17 protein-coding genes are annotated in these 20,076 nt (G+C 39.0%); 16 read left to right on the top strand and 1 reads right to left on the bottom strand.

The window, feature by feature from the left end; all coding sequences use genetic code 11:
- The first annotated feature begins 16 nt into the window (after positions 1-16).
- The 14 genes from ilvB (at position 17) to nagB (ending at position 14,959) form a co-directional block, all read left to right on the top strand.
- Positions 17-1,777, top strand: coding sequence for a biosynthetic-type acetolactate synthase large subunit (gene ilvB / locus ACOVO2_RS06400; RefSeq protein ID WP_421769170.1), 1,761 nt, complete (start codon positions 17-19; stop codon positions 1,775-1,777).
- 80 nt (positions 1,778-1,857) lie between these two features.
- Positions 1,858-2,397, top strand: a complete 540-nt coding sequence (gene ilvN, locus ACOVO2_RS06395) for an acetolactate synthase small subunit (RefSeq protein WP_421769169.1) — start codon at positions 1,858-1,860, stop codon at positions 2,395-2,397.
- A gap of 117 nt (positions 2,398-2,514) precedes the next feature.
- Positions 2,515-2,910, top strand: coding sequence for a GxxExxY protein (locus ACOVO2_RS06390; RefSeq protein WP_350268373.1), 396 nt, complete (start codon positions 2,515-2,517; stop codon positions 2,908-2,910).
- Between the two features lie 126 nt (positions 2,911-3,036).
- Positions 3,037-4,080 carry a ketol-acid reductoisomerase gene (ilvC, locus tag ACOVO2_RS06385; RefSeq protein ID WP_421769168.1) on the top strand — a complete coding sequence of 348 codons (1,044 nt, stop codon included), beginning with the start codon at positions 3,037-3,039 and terminating at the stop codon, positions 4,078-4,080.
- Between the two features lie 134 nt (positions 4,081-4,214).
- Complete coding sequence (ilvA, locus tag ACOVO2_RS06380) at positions 4,215-5,486, top strand: threonine ammonia-lyase (protein ID WP_188767577.1); 1,272 nt, start codon at positions 4,215-4,217, stop codon at positions 5,484-5,486.
- Positions 5,487-5,558: 72 nt separating this feature from the next.
- On the top strand, positions 5,559-7,592 hold the full coding sequence (locus tag ACOVO2_RS06375; RefSeq protein ID WP_421769167.1) for a hypothetical protein: 2,034 nt from the start codon (positions 5,559-5,561) through the stop codon (positions 7,590-7,592).
- 18 nt (positions 7,593-7,610) lie between these two features.
- A complete protein-coding gene (locus ACOVO2_RS06370; RefSeq protein ID WP_421769166.1) occupies positions 7,611-8,384 on the top strand; it encodes a WbqC family protein in 774 nt (257 codons plus the stop codon).
- Positions 8,385-8,447: 63 nt separating this feature from the next.
- The gene (locus ACOVO2_RS06365; RefSeq protein ID WP_421769165.1) at positions 8,448-9,107 is read left to right on the top strand and encodes an acetyltransferase; all 660 of its coding nucleotides are present in this window, start codon (positions 8,448-8,450) and stop codon (positions 9,105-9,107) included.
- A 45-nt stretch (positions 9,108-9,152) separates the two neighbouring features.
- On the top strand, positions 9,153-9,455 hold the full coding sequence (locus ACOVO2_RS06360) for a hypothetical protein (protein WP_421769164.1): 303 nt from the start codon (positions 9,153-9,155) through the stop codon (positions 9,453-9,455).
- Positions 9,452-9,802, top strand: coding sequence for a toxin-antitoxin system TumE family protein (locus tag ACOVO2_RS06355; protein WP_421769163.1), 351 nt, complete (start codon positions 9,452-9,454; stop codon positions 9,800-9,802). Before ACOVO2_RS06360 ends, ACOVO2_RS06355 begins: the two co-directional genes overlap by 4 nt.
- A complete protein-coding gene (locus tag ACOVO2_RS06350) occupies positions 9,799-10,683 on the top strand; it encodes a class I SAM-dependent methyltransferase (RefSeq protein WP_421769162.1) in 885 nt (294 codons plus the stop codon). The genes ACOVO2_RS06355 and ACOVO2_RS06350 overlap by 4 nt, the downstream gene beginning before the upstream one ends.
- Positions 10,684-10,917: 234 nt before the next feature.
- Positions 10,918-11,850 carry a hypothetical protein gene (locus ACOVO2_RS06345; RefSeq protein ID WP_421769161.1) on the top strand — a complete coding sequence of 311 codons (933 nt, stop codon included), beginning with the start codon at positions 10,918-10,920 and terminating at the stop codon, positions 11,848-11,850.
- Between the two features lie 88 nt (positions 11,851-11,938).
- Positions 11,939-12,745, top strand: a complete 807-nt coding sequence (locus tag ACOVO2_RS06340; RefSeq protein WP_421769160.1) for a phytanoyl-CoA dioxygenase family protein — start codon at positions 11,939-11,941, stop codon at positions 12,743-12,745.
- Between the two features lie 291 nt (positions 12,746-13,036).
- Complete coding sequence (gene nagB, locus ACOVO2_RS06335; protein ID WP_421769159.1) at positions 13,037-14,959, top strand: glucosamine-6-phosphate deaminase; 1,923 nt, start codon at positions 13,037-13,039, stop codon at positions 14,957-14,959.
- Positions 14,960-15,054: 95 nt separating this feature from the next.
- On the opposite strand, the gene lpdA is transcribed toward nagB, so the two are convergent.
- On the bottom strand, positions 15,055-16,446 hold the full coding sequence (gene lpdA / locus ACOVO2_RS06330) for a dihydrolipoyl dehydrogenase (protein WP_421769158.1): 1,392 nt from the start codon (positions 16,444-16,446) through the stop codon (positions 15,055-15,057).
- Between the two features lie 291 nt (positions 16,447-16,737).
- On the opposite strand from lpdA, the gene ACOVO2_RS06325 reads away from it, so the two are divergent.
- Together ACOVO2_RS06325 and secDF are read left to right on the top strand one after the other, a co-directional pair.
- On the top strand, positions 16,738-17,100 hold the full coding sequence (locus ACOVO2_RS06325) for a hypothetical protein (protein WP_421769157.1): 363 nt from the start codon (positions 16,738-16,740) through the stop codon (positions 17,098-17,100).
- Between the two features lie 208 nt (positions 17,101-17,308).
- Positions 17,309-20,076: protein translocase subunit SecDF (secDF, locus tag ACOVO2_RS06320; protein ID WP_421769156.1), on the top strand; the 2,768-nt coding region annotated here is incomplete at its 3' end.

The following is a 20,076-nucleotide window of genomic DNA, read 5'->3' as shown; positions in this document are numbered from 1 at the left end:
AAATATCTCAGACGATATGGGAAATTTATTAGAAATCGAATTGAAGCAAGAAACACTCTCAACTCCAGCCCAAGAGAAAGAAGGTCAAACTTTTCTTTCGGGAGCACAGGCCATGATGGAGTGTTTGTTAGCCGAAAATGTAGATAATATTTTTGGTTATCCAGGTGGGGCAATTATGCCTACTTACGATGCCCTTTATGATTATATTGATCGAATAAAACATACTTTGGTTCGCCACGAACAAGGTGCGGGTCATGCGGCACAGGGCTACGCTCGTGTGAGTGGACGCACAGGTGTTTGTTTGGTAACCTCTGGCCCAGGAGGCACAAACCTCATCACACCAATTGCTGATGCAATCATTGACTGTACCCCATTAGTTTGTATTGTCGGTCAAGTAAAATCAAATTTATTAGGAACTGATGCTTTCCAAGAAACCGATATGATTGGTGTTACCACGCCAGTTTGTAAATGGAATTATCAGATTACTGACCCCAACGAAGTGCCAGAAATCATGGCAAAGGCTTTCTTTATTGCTAAGTCAGGAAAACCGGGCCCAGTAGTAATTGATTTTGCTCGTGATGCCCAAGCGGCAAAAATGACAAAACCATTTGTCTATAAAAAAGTAGAGAAAATGGTAAGTTACAACCCTCGTGTGGTGCCAAAACAAGACCAGATAGAAAAGGCTGCTGAGCTTATCAATAAAGCCAAACGCCCTTATATTTTGTTCGGGCACGGGGTCTTAATAGCAGATGCTGTTCAAGAATTGCTCGATTTTATAGAAAAAACTGATATCCCTTGTGCAAGTACATTGCTTGGACTTTCGGCAATGCCAAATAATCACCCAAATTACATGGGTTGGTTGGGTATGCACGGAATGTACGCTCCAAACGTAATGACCGACGAGTGCGATGTTTTGATTGCAGTTGGTATGCGTTTCGACGACCGTGTGACGGGAGATTCTACCAAATTTGCTCCACAAGCTCGCATTGTTCATATAGAAATTGACCCTTCGGAAGTTGATAAAATCAAAAAAGCAGAAGCTCCAGTAATTGGAGATGCCAAAGAAGCCTTGAAAATGCTCATGCCTTTGGTGAAAAAAGGAGATTTTACGGGCTGGAAAAACGAATTCCGTAAACTTGATGTAAAAGAATACGAAAAAGTGACGCTCCGTGATTTAAACCAAGAAGGGAAAATCAAAATGGCAGAAGTGGTAGCTTTACTTTCGGATAAAACTAATGGTGAGGCTTGCATCGTGGTTGACGTTGGTCAGCACCAAATGGTGACGGCACGATATTACCAATTCCGTAAACCAAACTCATACATTGCTTCTGGCGGACTCGGAACTATGGGTTTTGCAATCCCAGCATCGTTTGGTGCGAAAGTCGGAGCTCCAGACCGTGAAGTAGTCGGAATCATCGGTGATGGCTGTTTCCAAATGACCATTCAAGAACTCGGCACAATTGCCCAAAGTGGCTTGGCCGTGAAGATGATTATCTTGAATAATAATTTCTTAGGAATGGTGCGTCAGTGGCAACAATTATTTTTTGATAATCGCTACTCGTTCGTAGAGCTTCAAAACCCAGATTTTATTACAATTGCTCGTGGTTTCGGAATTGACGGACATACTTGTTCGGAAAGAGAAAATCTTAGCGATTCATTGGATAAAATGCTCGATTCTAAGAAGGCATACCTGCTCGAAGTTATCGTAGAAAAAGAAGAAAACGTATTCCCAATGGTTCCTGCAGGAACGAGCGTAAGCGAGATTCGACTTGAATAAAACACACCCCTAACCCCTAAAGGGGGATATGGTGATTTTTTATATTTTAAATTTTTTACACCCCTTTAGGGGCTGGGGGCATGACAACATACACTATTTGCGTATTCACCGAAAATAGCATCGGATTACTCAACAAAATCACAATCATATTTACCCGTCGCAGAATCAACATCGAATCTTTGACGGTTTCGGAAACTGAGCGTAAGGGTATTTCTCGTTTCACCATCGTCATCAAACACGAAAAGCGTGAAGAAGTAGAAAAACTCGTACGCCAGATTCGTAAAATCATCGAAGTTTTAGCTGTGTTTGGCTATCTCAACGAAGACATTGTTTATAACGAAATCGCTCTTTTCAAGATTTCTACTCCACTCAATGGCAAATCTGTTGATGTAGAAACCATCAATAAGGTTTATAAGGCGTGGGTAGTTTATTGGGGACTCGACTACGTTGTAATCGAAAAGACAGGTACAGAGACTGAAATTTTTGAATTTTTCAAATATATCAAACCTCACGGAATTATCGAATTCGTTCGTTCGGGAAGAGTGGCAGTAGGTAAAACACCTCAAGGACTAATCGAATATTTACCAGAGGAAATTACCGAATGGGAGTATTATTTGTAAATTTGTCTTAAACTTTGATTTAACAGATTTACTGATTTTTATGAAAATGATTTATATAAATCGCCAAAATTAATTGAAGGAATCAGTGCAATTTTTCAAATCTGCTAAATCAAAGTCATGATTGATGAAAAGTACAAATATTCAGCTTTAACTGGAAAAATCATAGGTTGTGCATTAGAGGTTCATAAAGTTTTAGGTAATGGCTTTCAAGAAGTTATTTACCAAAGAGCTTTAGAAGTAGAATTCAAGAGAACGGGCATTTTGTATCATCGAGAGTTTGAAATGCCAATTATTTATAAAAACGAACACGTTGGTACAAGAAGAGTTGATTTTTTAGTGGAAGAACACATAAGTGTTGAACTAAAAGCAATCATTAAACTTGAAAATGTACACTTTGCCCAAGCTATCAACTATTTAGAAGCATATAACTTAGAGGTTGGCTTACTCCTAAATTTTGGTAGTGAAAGTTTAGAAATGAAAAGATTATTAAACTCAAAATACAAATCAATCTGAATCATAATTTACTAAAATTTAAGATTTATTAGAGAAAAGACATTTTCTGTTAAATCCCAAAATCAGTTAAATCAAAGTTCAGACAATTAAATAGTTGTCGCATTCAATAAAACAAATTCAATAAAAATGGCAAAATTAAATTTCGGCGGTGTTGAAGAAGAAGTAGTAACCCGTGAAGAGTACCCACTCGAAAAAGCGAGAGAGTTCTTGAAAAAACAAACTATTGCAGTAATTGGCTACGGTGTACAAGGCCCAGGTCAAGCAATGAACATGCGTGACAATGGTTTCAACGTAATCGTTGGACAACGCCCTGGTAAAACTTACGACAAAGCAGTTGCTGATGGTTGGGTTCCAGGTAAAACTCTTTTCAGCATCGAAGACGCATTGAAAAAAGGTACAATCATCTGTTTCCTTTTGTCAGATGCAGCTCAAATTGCCTTGTGGCCAACAGTGAAACAATACCTCAAAAAAGGTAAAACTTTATATTTCTCTCACGGTTTCGGTATCACTTACAGCAAAAAAACTGGTATCAAACCACCTAAGAATGTTGACGTAGTTTTGGTAGCTCCAAAAGGTTCGGGTACTTCACTTCGTCGTTTATTCGTTGAAGGAAAAGGCCTTAACTCATCTTTCGCTGTTTACCAAGATGCTTCGGGTCACGCTCGTGAAACGGCCATCGCAATGGGTATCGGTGTAGGTTCTGGTTATTTGTTTGAAACAGATTTCTACCGTGAAGTAACATCTGACCTTACTGGTGAGCGTGGAACTTTGATGGGTGCTATCCAAGGTATCTTTGCTGCTCAATACGAAGTATTGCGTGAAAATGGTCACTCTCCATCAGAAGCTTTCAACGAAACTGTTGAAGAATTAACTCAGTCATTGATGCCATTAGTTGCAGAAAACGGAATGGATTGGATGTATGCCAACTGCTCTACAACTGCTCAACGTGGTGCGTTAGACTGGTGGAAACCTTTCCACGATGCTACAAAACCAGTTTTCAAGAAATTGTATCAAAGTGTGAAATCACAAAAAGAAGCTACTCAGTCAATCACTCGTAACTCTGAGCCAGATTACCGTGAGAAATTGGAAGTTGAATTAGCTGAACTTCGTGAGTCGGAAATGTGGCAAGCAGGTAAAACTGTTCGTAGCTTACGTCCAGAAAGAAACTAATTTTTGTAATATAAGGAAGACTTCGCTTGAAGCGAAGTCTTCCTTTGCAAGCGTTTCATAAATTATAAAAAGCACAGGGGCAAAATCTCTGTGCTTTTTGTATATTTGAATTTCATAAAATAAGCCTTCATCACATGACCAAAATAAAGTCAGAAATCATATTTCCTGATTTAGACAACATATATCTCGCCGCCGAACGCTTGCAAGGTGTGGCGGTTCATACGCCATTGATGCACAATCTGAATCTTTCGGAGCGTTATGAAGCCAATATTTACCTCAAGCGTGAAGATTTGCAGGTGGTTCGTTCTTACAAAATCAGAGGAGCTTATAATAAAATGGCGGCTCTACCGAAAGAACAACTTGAAAAGGGGGTAGTGTGTGCCAGTGCGGGCAATCATGCACAGGGGCTTGCGTATGCGTGCAGGAAATTGCAGGTAAAAGGCACCATCTTTATGCCCACAACTACGCCCGCTCAGAAAATCAAGCAAGTTGGTATGTTTGGGAAAGAGTTTGTAAAAATCGAACTCGTTGGCGATACCTACGATGATGCTTATTATGCCGCAAAAAAATATTGTGAAGAACAAAACGCCACTTTCGTGCATCCGTTCGATGACTTGCAGGTAATGGAAGGACAAGGAACTGTAGGCTTGGAAATCTTCAAAGACTCTAATTTCAAAATTGATTATTTGGTTTTTGCTATCGGTGGTGGTGGGTTAGCTTCTGGAGTTTCGACGGTTTTTAAACAACTTTCGCCCAAAACCAAACTTGTTGCGGTTGAGCCACTTGGCTCGCCAACCATGAAAACGGCTTTAGAGCAAGACCAAGTAGTTACGCTCGAAGAAATCGACAAATTTGTAGATGGAGCGGCCGTAAAACGTGCAGGAGATTTAACGTTTCAAGTATGTAAACAAAACCTCAATCACGAAATTTTGCTCATTCCTGAAGGAAAAGTTTGCTCCACGATTCTTCAACTTTATAACGAAGAAGCCATCGTAGCCGAGCCAGCAGGAGCATTATCAGTTTCAGCTCTCGACTTTATAAAAGATGAAATAAAAGGAAAAAATGTGGTCTGTATCATCGGTGGAGGAAATAATGACATTACTCGAACCGAAGAGATAAAAGAGCGTTCGCTACTGTATGAAGGCTTAAAACATTACTTCATTATTCGCTTTCCACAACGTGCTGGGGCTTTCAAGACGTTCTTGAATGATGTACTAAGCCCGACCGATAATATTGTATTTTTTGAATATTCTAAGAAAACAGCTCGTGAACGTGGACCAGCATTAGTTGGTATCGAATTGAAACAACAATCTGACTTTCAGCCGCTTATCGAACGCATGAAAGAAAACAACGTTCAGTTCGAATACATCAATGATAAACCCGAAATTTTCGAGTTTTTGATATAGTTTATTCCAAAAAGCATAATAAAAGAAGGGCTTTCATTATCTTTGCACCGTGAAAGCCTTTATTCTGATTCAATGTATCTACTTTTTATAGTATTATTTCTTGTTTTTCTTTGGCAAATTCATCGGAATACTTCGTATATTTCTGAAAGCCTCAATGATTATCTAATCAAGTTTTTTGTTGGATTGGTTTCTTGTATTATTCCAACAGGCTTCCTTCTGTCTGAACTCAATCAGATAAGCCACGCTGTATCGTGGGGTATTGGTGTAAACACTTTAGCTTTTTTGTTTTATTTCTTTTTCACAAAAATCTCCGAAAATCACCAATATTCACTTATAAATTCACTTAAAACACTTCCAAAAAACCTCTCTGACATTTGGCAAGAACAAAGCTTCTTAGGAAAATCAGTATTTGGAATCTTAGGAACTGGCTTACTGATTGTCAGTATTTTAAACTTAGGAATGTTTTTCTTGACTTATCCCAACGAATGGGATAGCATGACAGGGCATTTAGTAAAATGTGCTTTATACCTCCAAAATGGCAACATGAATCGTCTACAAGGCACCACTTGGACGATTGATTTTTACCCAAATTCACTGCCAACTTTACAGATGTTTGGCTTTCATCTTTTTGGCGAACAAGGTTTTAAAGTAATTCATTATTTATCATATTGGCTTTTTGCAATTTCAGCTTACGGAATCGCTTTCAGAATAACCCAAAATAAAGCAGCATCTTTGCTCGTTTTTGTGCTTTCAGCTTTACTTCCAACGGCTTTAGTACAAGCAACAACTACCGAAACTGACATCGTTTTGTCGGCCTATTTAGGTTGTTTGACATACTTCATGTTTTCGTTTAAAGCCAACCCTTCTCGCCTCAACGTTTCGCTCATTGCACTGATGGCAGGTATCTGGATTGGTCATAAAGTTACATTCTTGCTTATTGCTCCTGCGGCAGTAGTTGTGGCATTCCACACGGTTTTGTTGAAAAAGCAATTCTATCAACAAATCAAGGTTTTTATTATTGTTTTTGTAGCAGCCATAAGCATTTATGCCTTACCAACTGGCTATATCGGTAATATCAGAGAGTCGAAGAAATTTAGCCTCGGCAGCCTTTCTGCACCCGAAATGGTAATGAGATGGCACGGAATTGAACATTATACAGGTAAAGAAAAAATCAAAAACCTGGTCTTCAATGTTGGTCGATATTCATCAGATTTTTTAAACATGGATGGACTTAGGAGTTCTCCGATGGGGAAAGAGTTGAATGATATTGTGCGATATTGGCCAAACAAAATCCTTAGTAAACTAAATCTCGAAGGTGAACATTTTACGGTTGTTTCGTATTTTTCTTTTGAACATCCAGTACGATTCTACCTCGAAAGACCTTTTTGGGGATTTATAGGTTTTGGTCTGATACTACCAATTATGCTCATTTTGGGTTGGAAAGTTTTACGAAGTTTTAAGAAATTAAATAATGTTGAAAAAAGCCTTTCAGTACTTGCTTTTGCCGCAACTTTACACTTTTTATCGCTCTGTTATTCAGCACCTTACGACCCAATCAAGGCTCGTTATTTTCTGAATATGGCTGTTTGGTGTATGCCTATGCTTTCTTTGGTTAGTTTATCTTGGCTACAAAAAAAAACTACTTTTAATAAGGTTTTTCTTATAACCATTAGTCTTTTTATTGTTATTTCTGCCATTCCGACTATTCTTTTCATGCGAATACACCCTGTTTTTGGCGAGAAGAATATCTTTAATGCCAACCGTTTAGAATTAATTACAATTGCCCGACCAAATGTTTATGAAGCCTATAAAAAATTTGATGAACTTGTGCCGAAAGATGCCATAGTAGCACTCGGAACTCAGCAAGAACATGAAGATTTTGAATATCCACTTTGGGGAGCAGACTTTCAGCGAAAACTGATTCCGATTCATCCATTTAGAAGTGCAGTAAAGCCGATTCCTGCCGAAGCACAATACTTATTCTATTCAAAAGGGGTTATTCCATATCAAGAAGGCGATATTCAGCTTAATTCTATCAATAGCAAATCAGATATTCCTGTCAATGATAGTGAGTTTTATTTAAGAAAGTTAACCCCCACCCCCTAAAGGGGAATTTTAAGCACAATGACAAAAAAAATAATAGAAAATGATGTTAATGTAAGCTCCCCTTTAGGGGTTGGGGGTGGTGGCCGAGTTATTGGCATCATGCAACCCTACGTTTTTCCATACATCGGCTATTTTCAACTCATCAAAGCGGTTGATAAATTTGTGGTGTACGACGACGTAGCGTTTATCAATAAAGGCTGGATAAATAGAAATAACATTTTAGTGAATGGCAAAGCCTCCATGTTTACGATTCCATTAGTTGGAGCAAGTCAAAACCGCCTGATTCGAGATATTGAGGTAGATAATTTGGCGGCTTGGAGTAAAAAGTTTTTAAAGACCATTGAGCAATCTTACAAAAAAGCACCGTTTTATAAAGAAGGTTTCGAGATAATAGAGCAAGTTTTCAGCTTGCCTGTTGCATCTATTGCAGAATTGGCAACCGCAGGTTTAAAAGAAACTTGCAAATATTTAGGCATAAAGACCGAAATCGTAGAAAGTTCAACGATTTACAACAACCAAGACCTAAAATCTCAAGGACGAATTTTGGATATTTGTTTGCAAGAAAAGGCCAATCATTACATCAATCCGATTGGTGGAATGGCTATCTACGATAAACAACTTTTTGCAGATAGCGAAATCTTACTTAATTTTATCAAAGCAAAGCCCATTCAATACAAGCAATTTAACAAAGATGAAGCATCTTTTGTGCCGTGGCTTTCAATCATCGACTTACTGATGTTTTGTTCGGCAGAAGAACTCAACGAACATTTAGATAAATTTGAATTAGTCTGATAGTCAATAGACCACAGACGATAGTCCATAGATATTGCTTAAAATTATAAAACTCAAAATAAAATGGCCAAAGTAGTAGTTTTCGGTACGGAACTGGTGGCAGAATTAGCCCATTATTATCTCACAAATGATTCAGAACACGAAATCGTAGCATTTACTGTCAATAAAGAATATATCAAAGAAGATACTTTCTGCAATTTGCCAGTTGTGCCTTTTGAAGACGTAACAACCCTTTATCCACCTGCCGACTACAAGTTTTTTGCCCCTTTGAGCGAGCGTAAAATGAATATGGTTCGTGCAAAAGTTTATGGTGAGGCCAAAGAAAAAGGCTATTCTTTCATTTCGTATATTAGTTCAAAAGCAACCGTGCTGACTGACCAAATCGGCGAAAATTGTTTTATTTTGGAAGATAATACAATTCAACCATTCGTAAAAATCGGAAACGATGTTGTGCTTTGGAGCGGTAACCACATCGGGCATCACAGCGAAATCAAAGACCACGTTTACTTTACTTCGCACGTTGTTTTATCGGGCCGTTGCGTAGTTGGCGAATACTCATTCTTTGGCGTAAATGCAACCATCAGAGATGGCTGTACGCTTGGCGAAGGTACACTCGTAGCAATGGGAGCAAACGTAACCAAAGCAAAAACTGACTCTTGGAGCATTTGGAAAGGCAATCCTGCGATAAAATCTGAAGTGTCGAGCAAAGACATTAATTTATAATTATAAGCATTTATTTCTTACTTTTGTAGCAAAAACAAGTGAATTATGCTTTTAGTTGAACAAAATATCGGTTTAGAAAACGTAATCCACGAGCTGGGCTACGTTGATTTAGCATCATTTGCGAAACAACAAGCACAAGAAGTTTTATGGAGAAAAATCAAGCATTGTGAAGAAAAAATCAAAGAGTTTGAACTCAAATACGTAATGACTTATAGCGAATTTGAAGAAAAGTTTCACTCAATAAATACTGTTAATGTTTTTGAAAAAGAAGACGATGGCATGATTTGGGAAACTGAAATTTCGCTAAAAAATCATTATTTAGAAATGATAAAAAAAATCGTTGAATGATTCCTGATATTGCAAAATTTAAACCGATACTGAAAGATTTTGAAATAATTGAGCATCAAAATCGTGACGGTGTTCAAATTTTACGATTAAAAATAACATTCATCGACTCGTCAGTTTTATTCGTAACAGATATTTTTATTTCCTTTGAAAATCGAAGAAAATATAGCTTTCATTGGCAAAATATGAATGCAGAATTGATAAGTCGCTGGGATAATGCCCCTCATTTTCCAGATATTAGTTCTCACCCTCATCATCAGCACCTTCAATCAGAAACAAACGTAATTGCAAGTTCAGCAATGAATTTGGTAGATATTTTAAAAATTATACAAGAAAAAATACAAGAATGAGCGATTTCTTTAAGCAACTAATTTGCCCAAAAACACATACAAAACTTGTTTTATCGGCCGATGGCAAAACCCTCAATAATACTTCAACCGAAGAACCCGTAAGCTACGACGTAAACGACATCGTTGATTTAGTTTACCCAAGAGAGCTTTTCGAGCAAGACCGCAAAGAACAAGTAGCCTACAATGATGCTCACGCTCGCTATGACCGTGGGGTTTCATGGGTATTCGAGTCGCTTTACGCTAACGAAGCCGCTACTCGCAAACAAATGATTAGTTTGCTCAAACTGCGTCCGGGCATGAAGGTCCTTGAAGTTGGTGCAGGAACGGGTAAAGATTCAGCTTTTATTATTGATAAAATCACCCCAGGTGGACACGCAGTTTTGTCTGATTTATCTCCAGCCATGCTAAGCCACGCAAAAGAAAAGTTTGCTGATAAAAAAGACGTTACGATTGATTATTTCATCGGAAATGGTTCTTATTTGCCATTTGAAGATAATTCATTCGATGCCCTTTTCCATTTCGGAGGAATCAATACTTTCTCAGAAAGAGCGAAAGCATTTGAAGAATTTAACCGTGTTGTAAAAGTAGGCGGAAGAGTAGTTGTTGGTGATGAAAGTGTAGGAGCATGGCTTCGTGACCAAAAAACATATCAGATTTTAATGGATGCCAATCCGATGTTTGCCGACCAAGTGCCGCTTCAAGATTTACCAAAGAATATCAAGGACGTAAAACTCCAATGGATTTTCGGTAATGGCTACTACGTGCTTGACTTTAAGAAAACTAAAAAAGCACCAAAAGTAAACGTAAATCTACAAATTCCGGGAAAAGACTTTAAGGATAACTGGAAAATCAGAGCAGAAAGAAATCGTAAGTCAAAATAAAATTACCCTTACTGTAATAAAAGAACTTACAACATTATTTTCACCACTAAGGAACTAAGTTTCACTAAGAAAACACCAAGATTTTTAGTGCTTTCTTGTAAACCACCAAAGCGGTAGTAATTATATTTTAACCATAGATTATTTTTTAAAACGCTCAATTTTAAAGATTTTCATGAGAAAATGAGATAAATAATATTCACTCATTCACTCATTCACTCATTCACTCATTCCACAATGTGGCAAAAAAAAGGACTCGTTTATAAGCCTGACGGCAGTCTATCCCACAGCCGCTCGCATGCTCAAGTACCTTATGCGTACAAGCACAAAGATTTTCTCAGGGTTTATTTCTCTTCAAGAGATGATAACGGGTATTCTCGCCCAACATTTATTGATGTTGATTACGACGACCCAACCAAAATTCTTTACATCCACGATACTTTTGTATTGGATTTAGGAGGCCCAGGCGAGTATGATGAAACAGGTGCGATGCCTTCTTGGTTTGTACCACAAGCAAATGGAGACATCTGGTTGTATTATACAGGTTGGAACAGAACTCACAACTCATATCGTCTTTCGATGGGACTTGCTGTAAGTACCGATGGCGGTTTGAATTTCAAGAAAATGTTCCGTGGCCCAATCATGGACCGCTCAATTCATAACCCAATTTGGGCCGCCCAACCTTCGGTGATGTTTGTCAACGGAAAATGGATGATGTGGCATATTTCGGGTCAGAAATGCGAGTATATTCATGACTACCCAGAGCCATTCTACGATTGCCGAGTTGCCGTTTCAGATGATGGTATCAATTGGACTCCAACGGGTGATGTTGCCCTTCCTTTTGATGATTTCCTACATGCTGTTGGTCGCCCGAGTGTATTTCACGAAGATGGTATTTTCAAGATGTATTACTCTTATCGTCATACCCGAGATTATCGCACTGACCGTAACCAAAGTTATCGTTTGGGCTACGCTGAGTCGGTTGATGGTTATAAATGGGAGCGAAAAGATGACTTAGTTGGTATCCATAAATCAGAAAATCCAGCCGATTTCGACTACCAAATGATAAATTATGCTCACTGCTATGAACATAATGGCAAGAAATATTTGTTATATAATGGTAATGGTTTCGGAGCAGCAGGTTTTGCCTACGCTGTTTTGGAAAAATAAATCAATTACTGACAATTATCATTATTTTCTTAATCAGTAACATCTAATTTTACTGAAAATTAAAATCCCCCTTTAGGGGTTAGGGGTCATGAAAGAACAATTCAACAAAGACGGATACATTATTATCAAAAACTTCTTTTCAAAAGAAGAAATTAATAAAATTTACACCGAAGCACGTAGTCTTTTTGCTCTGCAAATAGAACGAGTTTTAGGCAAAAAAGTTGACATCAACGACCGTGATACTTTCGAGCAAGCCATGTTCGATTTATTCGAAGCTGATTTTACAACTTTTGTGAATACAGGAAAGCAGGCTCAACACCTGATTTCGTTGCACCATCTCGGTACTGACCCTAAAATCATCAATGTATTGAAAGATTTAGGTTATGAGTTCCCGATGATTGGTGTGCGTCCTGCGATGCAATTCAACAGTCGCTATCTATCAAAAGGTGGTAGCCACTGGAAACTCGGTGCTCACCAAGACTGGAGAACTGGTCAAGGCTCACTTGATAGTATAGTTATGTGGTTCCCGATGGTTGATTGTGGTGCCGATTTAGGTGCATTGCAAATCGTACCAGCGAGCCATACAATCGGCTTATTGAAAGCTGATACTTCGGGTTATTTGGGAAGTATTCAAGAAGCTATTCCAGAAGAAGATTACGTACAAACTGAGTTTGAAGTAGGTGATTTATTAATTTTCTCAGCATTTTTGGTGCACCGTTCGGGCGAAAATATCACCAAAAACATTCGTTGGTCAATTCAGTTGCGTTATAATAATATGGCAGAGCCGACCTTCAAAGAAAGAGGTTTTCCGATGCCATATATCTACAAACCAGAAGAAAACTTGGTAACTCCTGACTTCCCGAAAAAAGAACAACTCGAAGAAGTTTTCGCATAAATTATCATAGGCGAACAAGGATGTTCGCCCCACATAAATACAAAGCGTATCAGATTAAGAATAAAACCGTTATTTCAGATGGGGACTTCTTGATTTGATACGCTTTTTGTTTATTTTCGCCGTTATAGGCCATCAAATTAATATTTTTATTAAAAAAATATTTTTTTATAAATTAACTTATGGTAAAATATTATATCTTTTCGCATTAAATCATAATGCACTAAAATAAATAATGTTTACCTTTGTGAAATATTTTTATTTTAGCGAATCAAACCAAAAACTACGACAATAATGGAGCAACAGATTATTTCAACTGACCCTATTGCTTACGAGAAGATTCCAACCAAGATTTTCAAAGACTCAAAAGATGCATCTAAAGCGGTAGCACTTGAAATCGCTGATTTGATCAGAGAGCGTCAACGCCAAAACCGTAATTGCGTTTTAGGCTTAGCAACGGGTTCGTCTCCTAAATCAGTATATGCCGAGTTAATCAGAATGCACCGTGAAGAGGGTCTTAGCTTTAAAAATGTAGTTTCGTTTAATTTAGACGAATACTATCCAATGGAGCCAGACTCATTGCAGAGTTATGTGCGTTTCATGAAAGAGCAACTCTTTGACCACGTTGATATTCCAAAAGAAAATTATTTTATTCCAGACGGAACTGTTCCGCTCAATAAAGTAAAAGATTTTAGCGAAGAATATGAGCGTAAAATAGATGCCGTTGGCGGTTTAGATTTTCAATTATTGGGTATTGGTGCAAACGGACACATTGGTTTCAATGAGCCAGGATCGTTAGTAAACTCACGTACTCGTCTGATGATGCTCGACCACTCTACTCGTGTGGCTGCTGCTTCTGACTTTGGTGGAAGTTTGGTAAAAGTACCAAAGAAAGCCATCACAATGGGGGTTTCTAAAATCCTAAGTGCTAAAAGAGTAGTTTTATTGGCTTGGGGTGAAAGAAAAGCTCCAGTAATTGCTGAGGCAGTTGAGGGGCGTGTAACCGAGACAATTCCAGCCTCTTACTTACAAACTCACCCAAATGCCATGTTTGTCATTGACGAACGTGCCGCTCACGAGCTTACTCGTATGCGTACGCCTTGGGTTGTTGAAGACGTTGAGTGGACTAGCAAGATGGTGAAGAAGGCCGTTACGAACTTGGCACTTACGCTTAATAAACCAATCTTGAAATTGACAAACAAAGATTATAACGATAACGGTCTAAGTGATTTGTTGGCTCGCCACGGACAAGCGTATGACCTAAACATTGATGTATTTAATCAATTACAACATAGTATTTCGGGCTGGCCAGGTGGAAAGCCTAATGCTGATGACACCAACCGCCCAGAAAGAGCATTACCTGCTAAAAAACGTGTAATTATTTTCAGTCCACATCCAGACGATGATATTATTTCGATGGGGGGAACTTTCCAACGTTTGGTTGACCAAGGCCACGATGTGCATATTGGCTATCAGACTTCTGGAAACATTGCCGTTGCTGATGATGAAGCCATTCGTTTTATTGACTTCGTAGTTGACTTCAATGAGAAGTTTGGTATTGAAGGAAAAGAAACACAAAAACTCTTTGCTGATGCAAAAGAATTTTTGAAGAATAAAAAAGATAGCGATATTGATACCGATGCAGTAAGATACGTAAAAGGTTTAATTCGTAGAGGAGAAGCGAAAGCTACTTGCCGTTTTGTAGGTATTCCAGAAGAAAATGTTCATTTCATGGATATGCCTTTTTATGAAACAGGACGTATTGAGAAAAAGCCATTGGGAGAAGAAGATGTTGCGATTGTAGCTAATTTAATAGAATCTATCAAGCCTCATCAAGTATATGCCGCTGGCGACTTAGCTGACCCACACGGCACGCACAAGGTTTGTTTAGATGCCATTTTTGCTGCCGTTGAGCAACTCAAACACAAAAACTTCATGAAAGATTGTTGGGTTTGGTTATACCGTGGTGCTTGGGCAGAGTGGGATATTCACGAAATCGAAATGGCAGTACCGATGTCGCCCGACCAAGTTCTACAAAAACGTATGGGTATTTTCAAGCACCAATCACAAAAAGATGGTGTGGTGTTCCAAGGAACAGATGCTCGTGAGTTTTGGCAACGTGCCGAAGAACGTAATAGCGGAACGGCTCAACTTTACAACAAACTTGGTTTGGCCGAATACGAAGCTATGGAAGCTTTTGTTAGATGGAAATTCTGATAGAATAAATCATAAAGCCACAAAAATAGCCGATTGCATTCGCAATCGGCTATTTTTATATTATGTCGACTATCGCCTATCGACCGTGAACTATTTTACAAGTGAATAACCTCACCATAAGCAGCGGCAGCCGCTTCCATGATAGCTTCTGACATGGTTGGGTGTGGGTGAACCGACTTGATGATTTCCATACCAGTTGTTTCGAGTTTACGAGCTACAACTGCCTCAGCAATCATTTCGGTTACGTTACTACCAATCATGTGGCAACCTAACCACTCGCCGTATTTAGCATCGAAAATAACTTTCACAAAACCTTCTGGTACACCACCAGCTTTTGCCTTACCTGATGCCGAGAATGGGAACTTACCAACTTTGATTTCATAACCAGCTTCTTTAGCTGCTTTTTCGGTATAACCTACCGAAGCGATTTCTGGCGAGCAATACGTACAACCTGGGATATTTTTGTAGTCGAGTGGTTGTGGGTGGTGACCCGCAATTTTCTCAACACAAATGATACCTTCGGCCGATGCTACGTGAGCCAATGCTTGTCCTGGAGTTACATCACCGATGGCATAGTATCCTGGGATATTTGTTTCGGCAAAGCCATTTACTAAGATTTTGCCTCTGTCGGTAGCGATACCTACATCTTCCAAACCAATGTTTTCGATGTTTGCTACGATACCCGCTGCTGAAAGAACAACATCCGTTTCGATTTTGATTTCACCAGTTGGAGTCTTAACAGTTGATACACAACCGCTTCCCGAAGTATCTACTTTCTCTACACTTGAACTTGTATAGATTTCGATACCCATTTTCTTGTAGATTTTTGCTAATTCCTTAGAAATATCTTCGTCTTCTACTGGAACGATGTTTGGCATAAATTCTACGATGGTTACTTTCGTACCCATGCTTGCATATACATACGCAAACTCAACACCGATGGCACCCGAACCCATCACCAACATTGAAGCTGGCTGTTTTTCGAGGCTCATTGCTTTGCGGTATTCGATTACTTTTTCACCATCAAGTGGCACGTTTGGCAATTGTCTTGCTCTTGCACCCGTTGCAATGATGATGTGCTTTCCTTCTACGTCAGATTTTTTACCTTCGGCATCCGTAACTTCTACTTTTTTACCTGGTTTTACTTTTCCGTAACCATTGATTACATCAATTTTATTTTTCTTCATCAAGAAAGTTACACCTTTGCTCATTCCTTCAGCCACACCACGAGAACGTTTAATAACTGCTTCAAAATTTGCATTGGCTTCGCCAACTTCAATACCGTAATCTTTAGCGTGCTTGATGTACTCAAATACTTGAGCCGATTTTAACAACGCTTTTGTTGGAATACAACCCCAGTTGAGGCAAATACCACCTAAATTTTCTTTTTCGATGATGGCTGTTTTCAAGCCTAATTGTGATGCACGAATAGCAGCTACATAGCCGCCCGGCCCACTTCCAAGTATAACAACGTCGTATTGTGCCATAAAAATGTTTCTTGTTAATTGAAAACTCGGTGCAAAATTAGACAAAATAGCTGATACTCAAAAGGTAGGGCAGAATATGTTAGAAATGAGGCAGAAAAGTATTGAGGGAGTAGTGATTTAATGTGTGTTTCATACCTACGGCATGAGAAATGTCAGGTGGTTTATCAACTTCTACCGATATGAAATCCCTGACGGGATAACTCGAAAATTATATCTGAAAAGCACTTTTTTGAATTTTTGGCATAAGATTTGACTTATTTCGAGAAATTCTTGTAGCTTTGCGTTCCTAAAATGAAAAATTACTCTTACATATCACGTGCTTTTGGACTTTTGATGTTCACGATGGTGATGCTGACGAGCGTTTTCGGCAAGCAGCTACCCCAACAAAAACATGATAAGCCCAATAAACCAAAGCAAGAAAAAACCGACAAAAAGCAACAACCCGAAAACCAAACAGTTGTTAGCGAGTTGTCGTTGGAGGTGGTTGTACCCAGCCATGCGTTCGACTTCAACCACGACGCCCTCATTTTACCTACTCCGCAAGTTATTTATCTAAATATCGAAAAAAAGGCTAAAGTTTTCACCAAGCCTATTTTCATACTTTCTTATTTCGAGAATCTCTACGAGCATTTTATTGCTCCCAATGCACCATAACAGTCTTCAGTTTTCAGTAAACAGTCTTTCAGTTTATTGATTTCCCATTTTCTCGTCTCGAAGTGATTATTTATTAAGCAATATTTTGCTTGCAATCGCCTGTGGACAAACTCAATCTGTATATTCCAAAAATCATGTTTCCGTTACCCTCAAACATGAAAATAACCTATAAAAAGTTCCCCCGTCGGGGGTTAGGGGGCTTTTAAATATGAGAAACAAAGGTGGTATAGTCGCCCTGTTGGTGGCTTTTTTAGCAATTAGTATTTATTTCTTGGCCCGTACTTGGAAAGCCAACGATATTAGAAAAGACGCAGAAGCGTATGCAACAGATAAATCTGGCAAAGTAGATTATACAAAAAAACAACGCTACTTAGATTCACTTTGGAAACAACCTGTTTTCTTAGGAATGACTACTACCGAAGACCTAATGAAACAAGAATTAGGCTTAGGTCTTGACCTTCAAGGTGGTATGAGTGTTATTTTGGAGGTTTCTCCTACCGAAATCGTTCGTGCATTGGCTGGCTCACGTGACCCGAAAGTAGCTGCGGCTATCTCGAAAGCACAAGAAAGAGCAGCAACAAGCAGCACAAACTTTGTTGATTTGTTTGCTGAAGAGTTTAAAAAAGTTGCTCCAGATACGAAATTGGCGAGCATTTTCTCGAATAGCTCTAACCGTGGTGTATTGAGCTTAGAGTCGTCTGACGGCCAAGTTGTTAGCTACATCAAAAAAGAAGTTGATGGTGCTTTCGACCGTGCGTTCCGTATTATCCAAACTCGTGTTGATAAATTTGGTGTTGCTAACCCTAACTTACAACGTTTGTCAGGTACTAACCGTATTCAAGTTGAATTACCAGGTGTTGACAACCCACAACGTGTGCGTAAATTACTTTCGGGTGCTGCAAAATTAGAGTTCTGCGAGGTTTACACCATGCAAGAAATTGCTCCAGCATTTGATGGTTTGGCGGCTATTTTATTACAAATGGATGCTGAGGCTAAAGCAGCTGATAAGTCAAATCTAAGCAAAATCGCAGGAAAAGGCGATAACGTAGCTACTGCAACCAACGATACTTCAAAAAACAGCTTGGCAGCTAAATTGGCTGGTGGAAGCAAAACCGATACTTCTAAGAAAGATTCGGCTGCTTTGGCACAACGTCAAACAAACGCATTCAGTAACTTATTTATCGGAACTGGCTACGGTGTGGCTGTACGTGTAAAAGATACGTCACGTGTGAACCAAATCATGCGTCGCCCTGATGTTCAGACACTTTTCCCTGCTAATGCAAGTGCAGTGTATGATGTAAAACCTCGTGCAAACGGTACAAACGTTAACGAAGAAATCGTTGATATGTATTTCGTGAAAGATTTAGGTAAAGCTCCGTTGGAAGGTGATGTTGTAACTAACGCAACACAAGATTTTGATGAAAGAGGTAAGCCAGCGGTTGAAATGCAAATGAATGCAGAAGGTGCAAGAAAATGGAAAGCGTTGACAGGTGCAAACATCGGCCGTCCGATTGCTATCATTCTTGATAACTTCGTTTATTCTGCTCCAAACGTAAACGGTGAAATTGGTGGTGGACGCTCAAGCATCAGTGGTAACTTTACTGTTGAAGAGGCTCTTGACTTAGCAAACGTATTGAAAGCTGGTAAACTTCCTGCTCCAACAAACGTAATCTCGGAAGACATCGTAGGTGCAACCGTAGGTTCGGAAGCTGCTCGTGCGGGTATCCTTTCTTCGGTAATCGGTGTATTGTTTGTATTGGCTTTCGTAATGATTTATTACAACAAAGCTGGTTTGATTGCCAACATCGCCCTTATCGTTAACTTATTCTTGTTGTTGGGTGTAATGGCATCATTTGGTGCAACACTTACATTGCCAGGTATTGCAGGTTTAGTATTATCGGTTGGTATGTCGGTCGATGCGAACGTTTTGATTTACGAGCGTATCAAAGAAGAATTATTGTTGGGTAAAACATTCCCAGTTGCGGTGCGTGATGGTTTCCAAAATGCGATGTCATCAATCATTGACTCAAACGTTACGACTTTAATCACAGGTGCAGTATTATTCATCTTTGGGTCTGGTTTGATTCTTGGTTTTGCAACTACGCTCTTGATTGGTATTTTCACTTCGTTATTCTCAGCAATTTTTGTTTCAAGATTATTCTTCGAATACTATATCAGCAAAGGAAAAACCGTTTCGTTCTTCACGAAATTTACTGAGAAATTATTCAAAGATTCAAACTTTGATTTTGTATCGAAACGTAAATTGTACTACACAATTTCAAGTGCGATTATCATTGCGGGTATCGTTTCTATCTTCTTCAAAGGATTTGGTTTGGGTGTTGACTTCTTAGGTGGTCGTACATACGTAGCGAAATTCGAGAAAACTGTAAACACAGAAGAAATCGACAATGCTTTGAAAGCAACTTTTGAAGGACAAGCAACAGAGGTAAAAACTTTTGGAGGTTTCGACCAAGTAAAAATCACAACTCCTTACAAAATCGAAAACACAAATCCAGAAGTTGAAAAACAAATCGAAACAAGCGTAAATGCTGCTTTAGCTAACGTAAACGGTAATAAAGGTAAAGTAACAAGCTCATCGAAAGTGGGTCCAACGATTGCAAACGATGCTATTGGTGGTGCTTTGAAAGCTGTTTTACTCTCAATCGTATTGGTATTTGTTTATATCTATGTTCGTTTCCGTCGATTGGCGTTTGGTTATGGTGCATTGGTGGCTTTATTCCACGACGTGGCTATTATCCTCGGTATTTTCTCAATCTTCCGTGGATGGTTGCCATTCTCACTTGATGTTGACCAAGCTTTTGTGGGTGCGGTACTGACAATCATGGGTTATTCAATGAACGATACGGTCGTTGTATTTGACCGTGTACGTGAATACTTGACCGAAAAACGTGGCGTGAAAGAAGATATTCCAACGGTTATCAACAATGCCTTGAACAGCACATTGAGCCGTACGGC

Source organism: Emticicia sp. (genome assembly GCF_049241225.1).
GTDB lineage: Bacteria > Bacteroidota > Bacteroidia > Cytophagales > Spirosomataceae > Emticicia.
The sequence above is the reverse complement of the archived record's forward strand: the minus strand, read 5'-3'. Positions and strand labels throughout refer to the sequence as shown.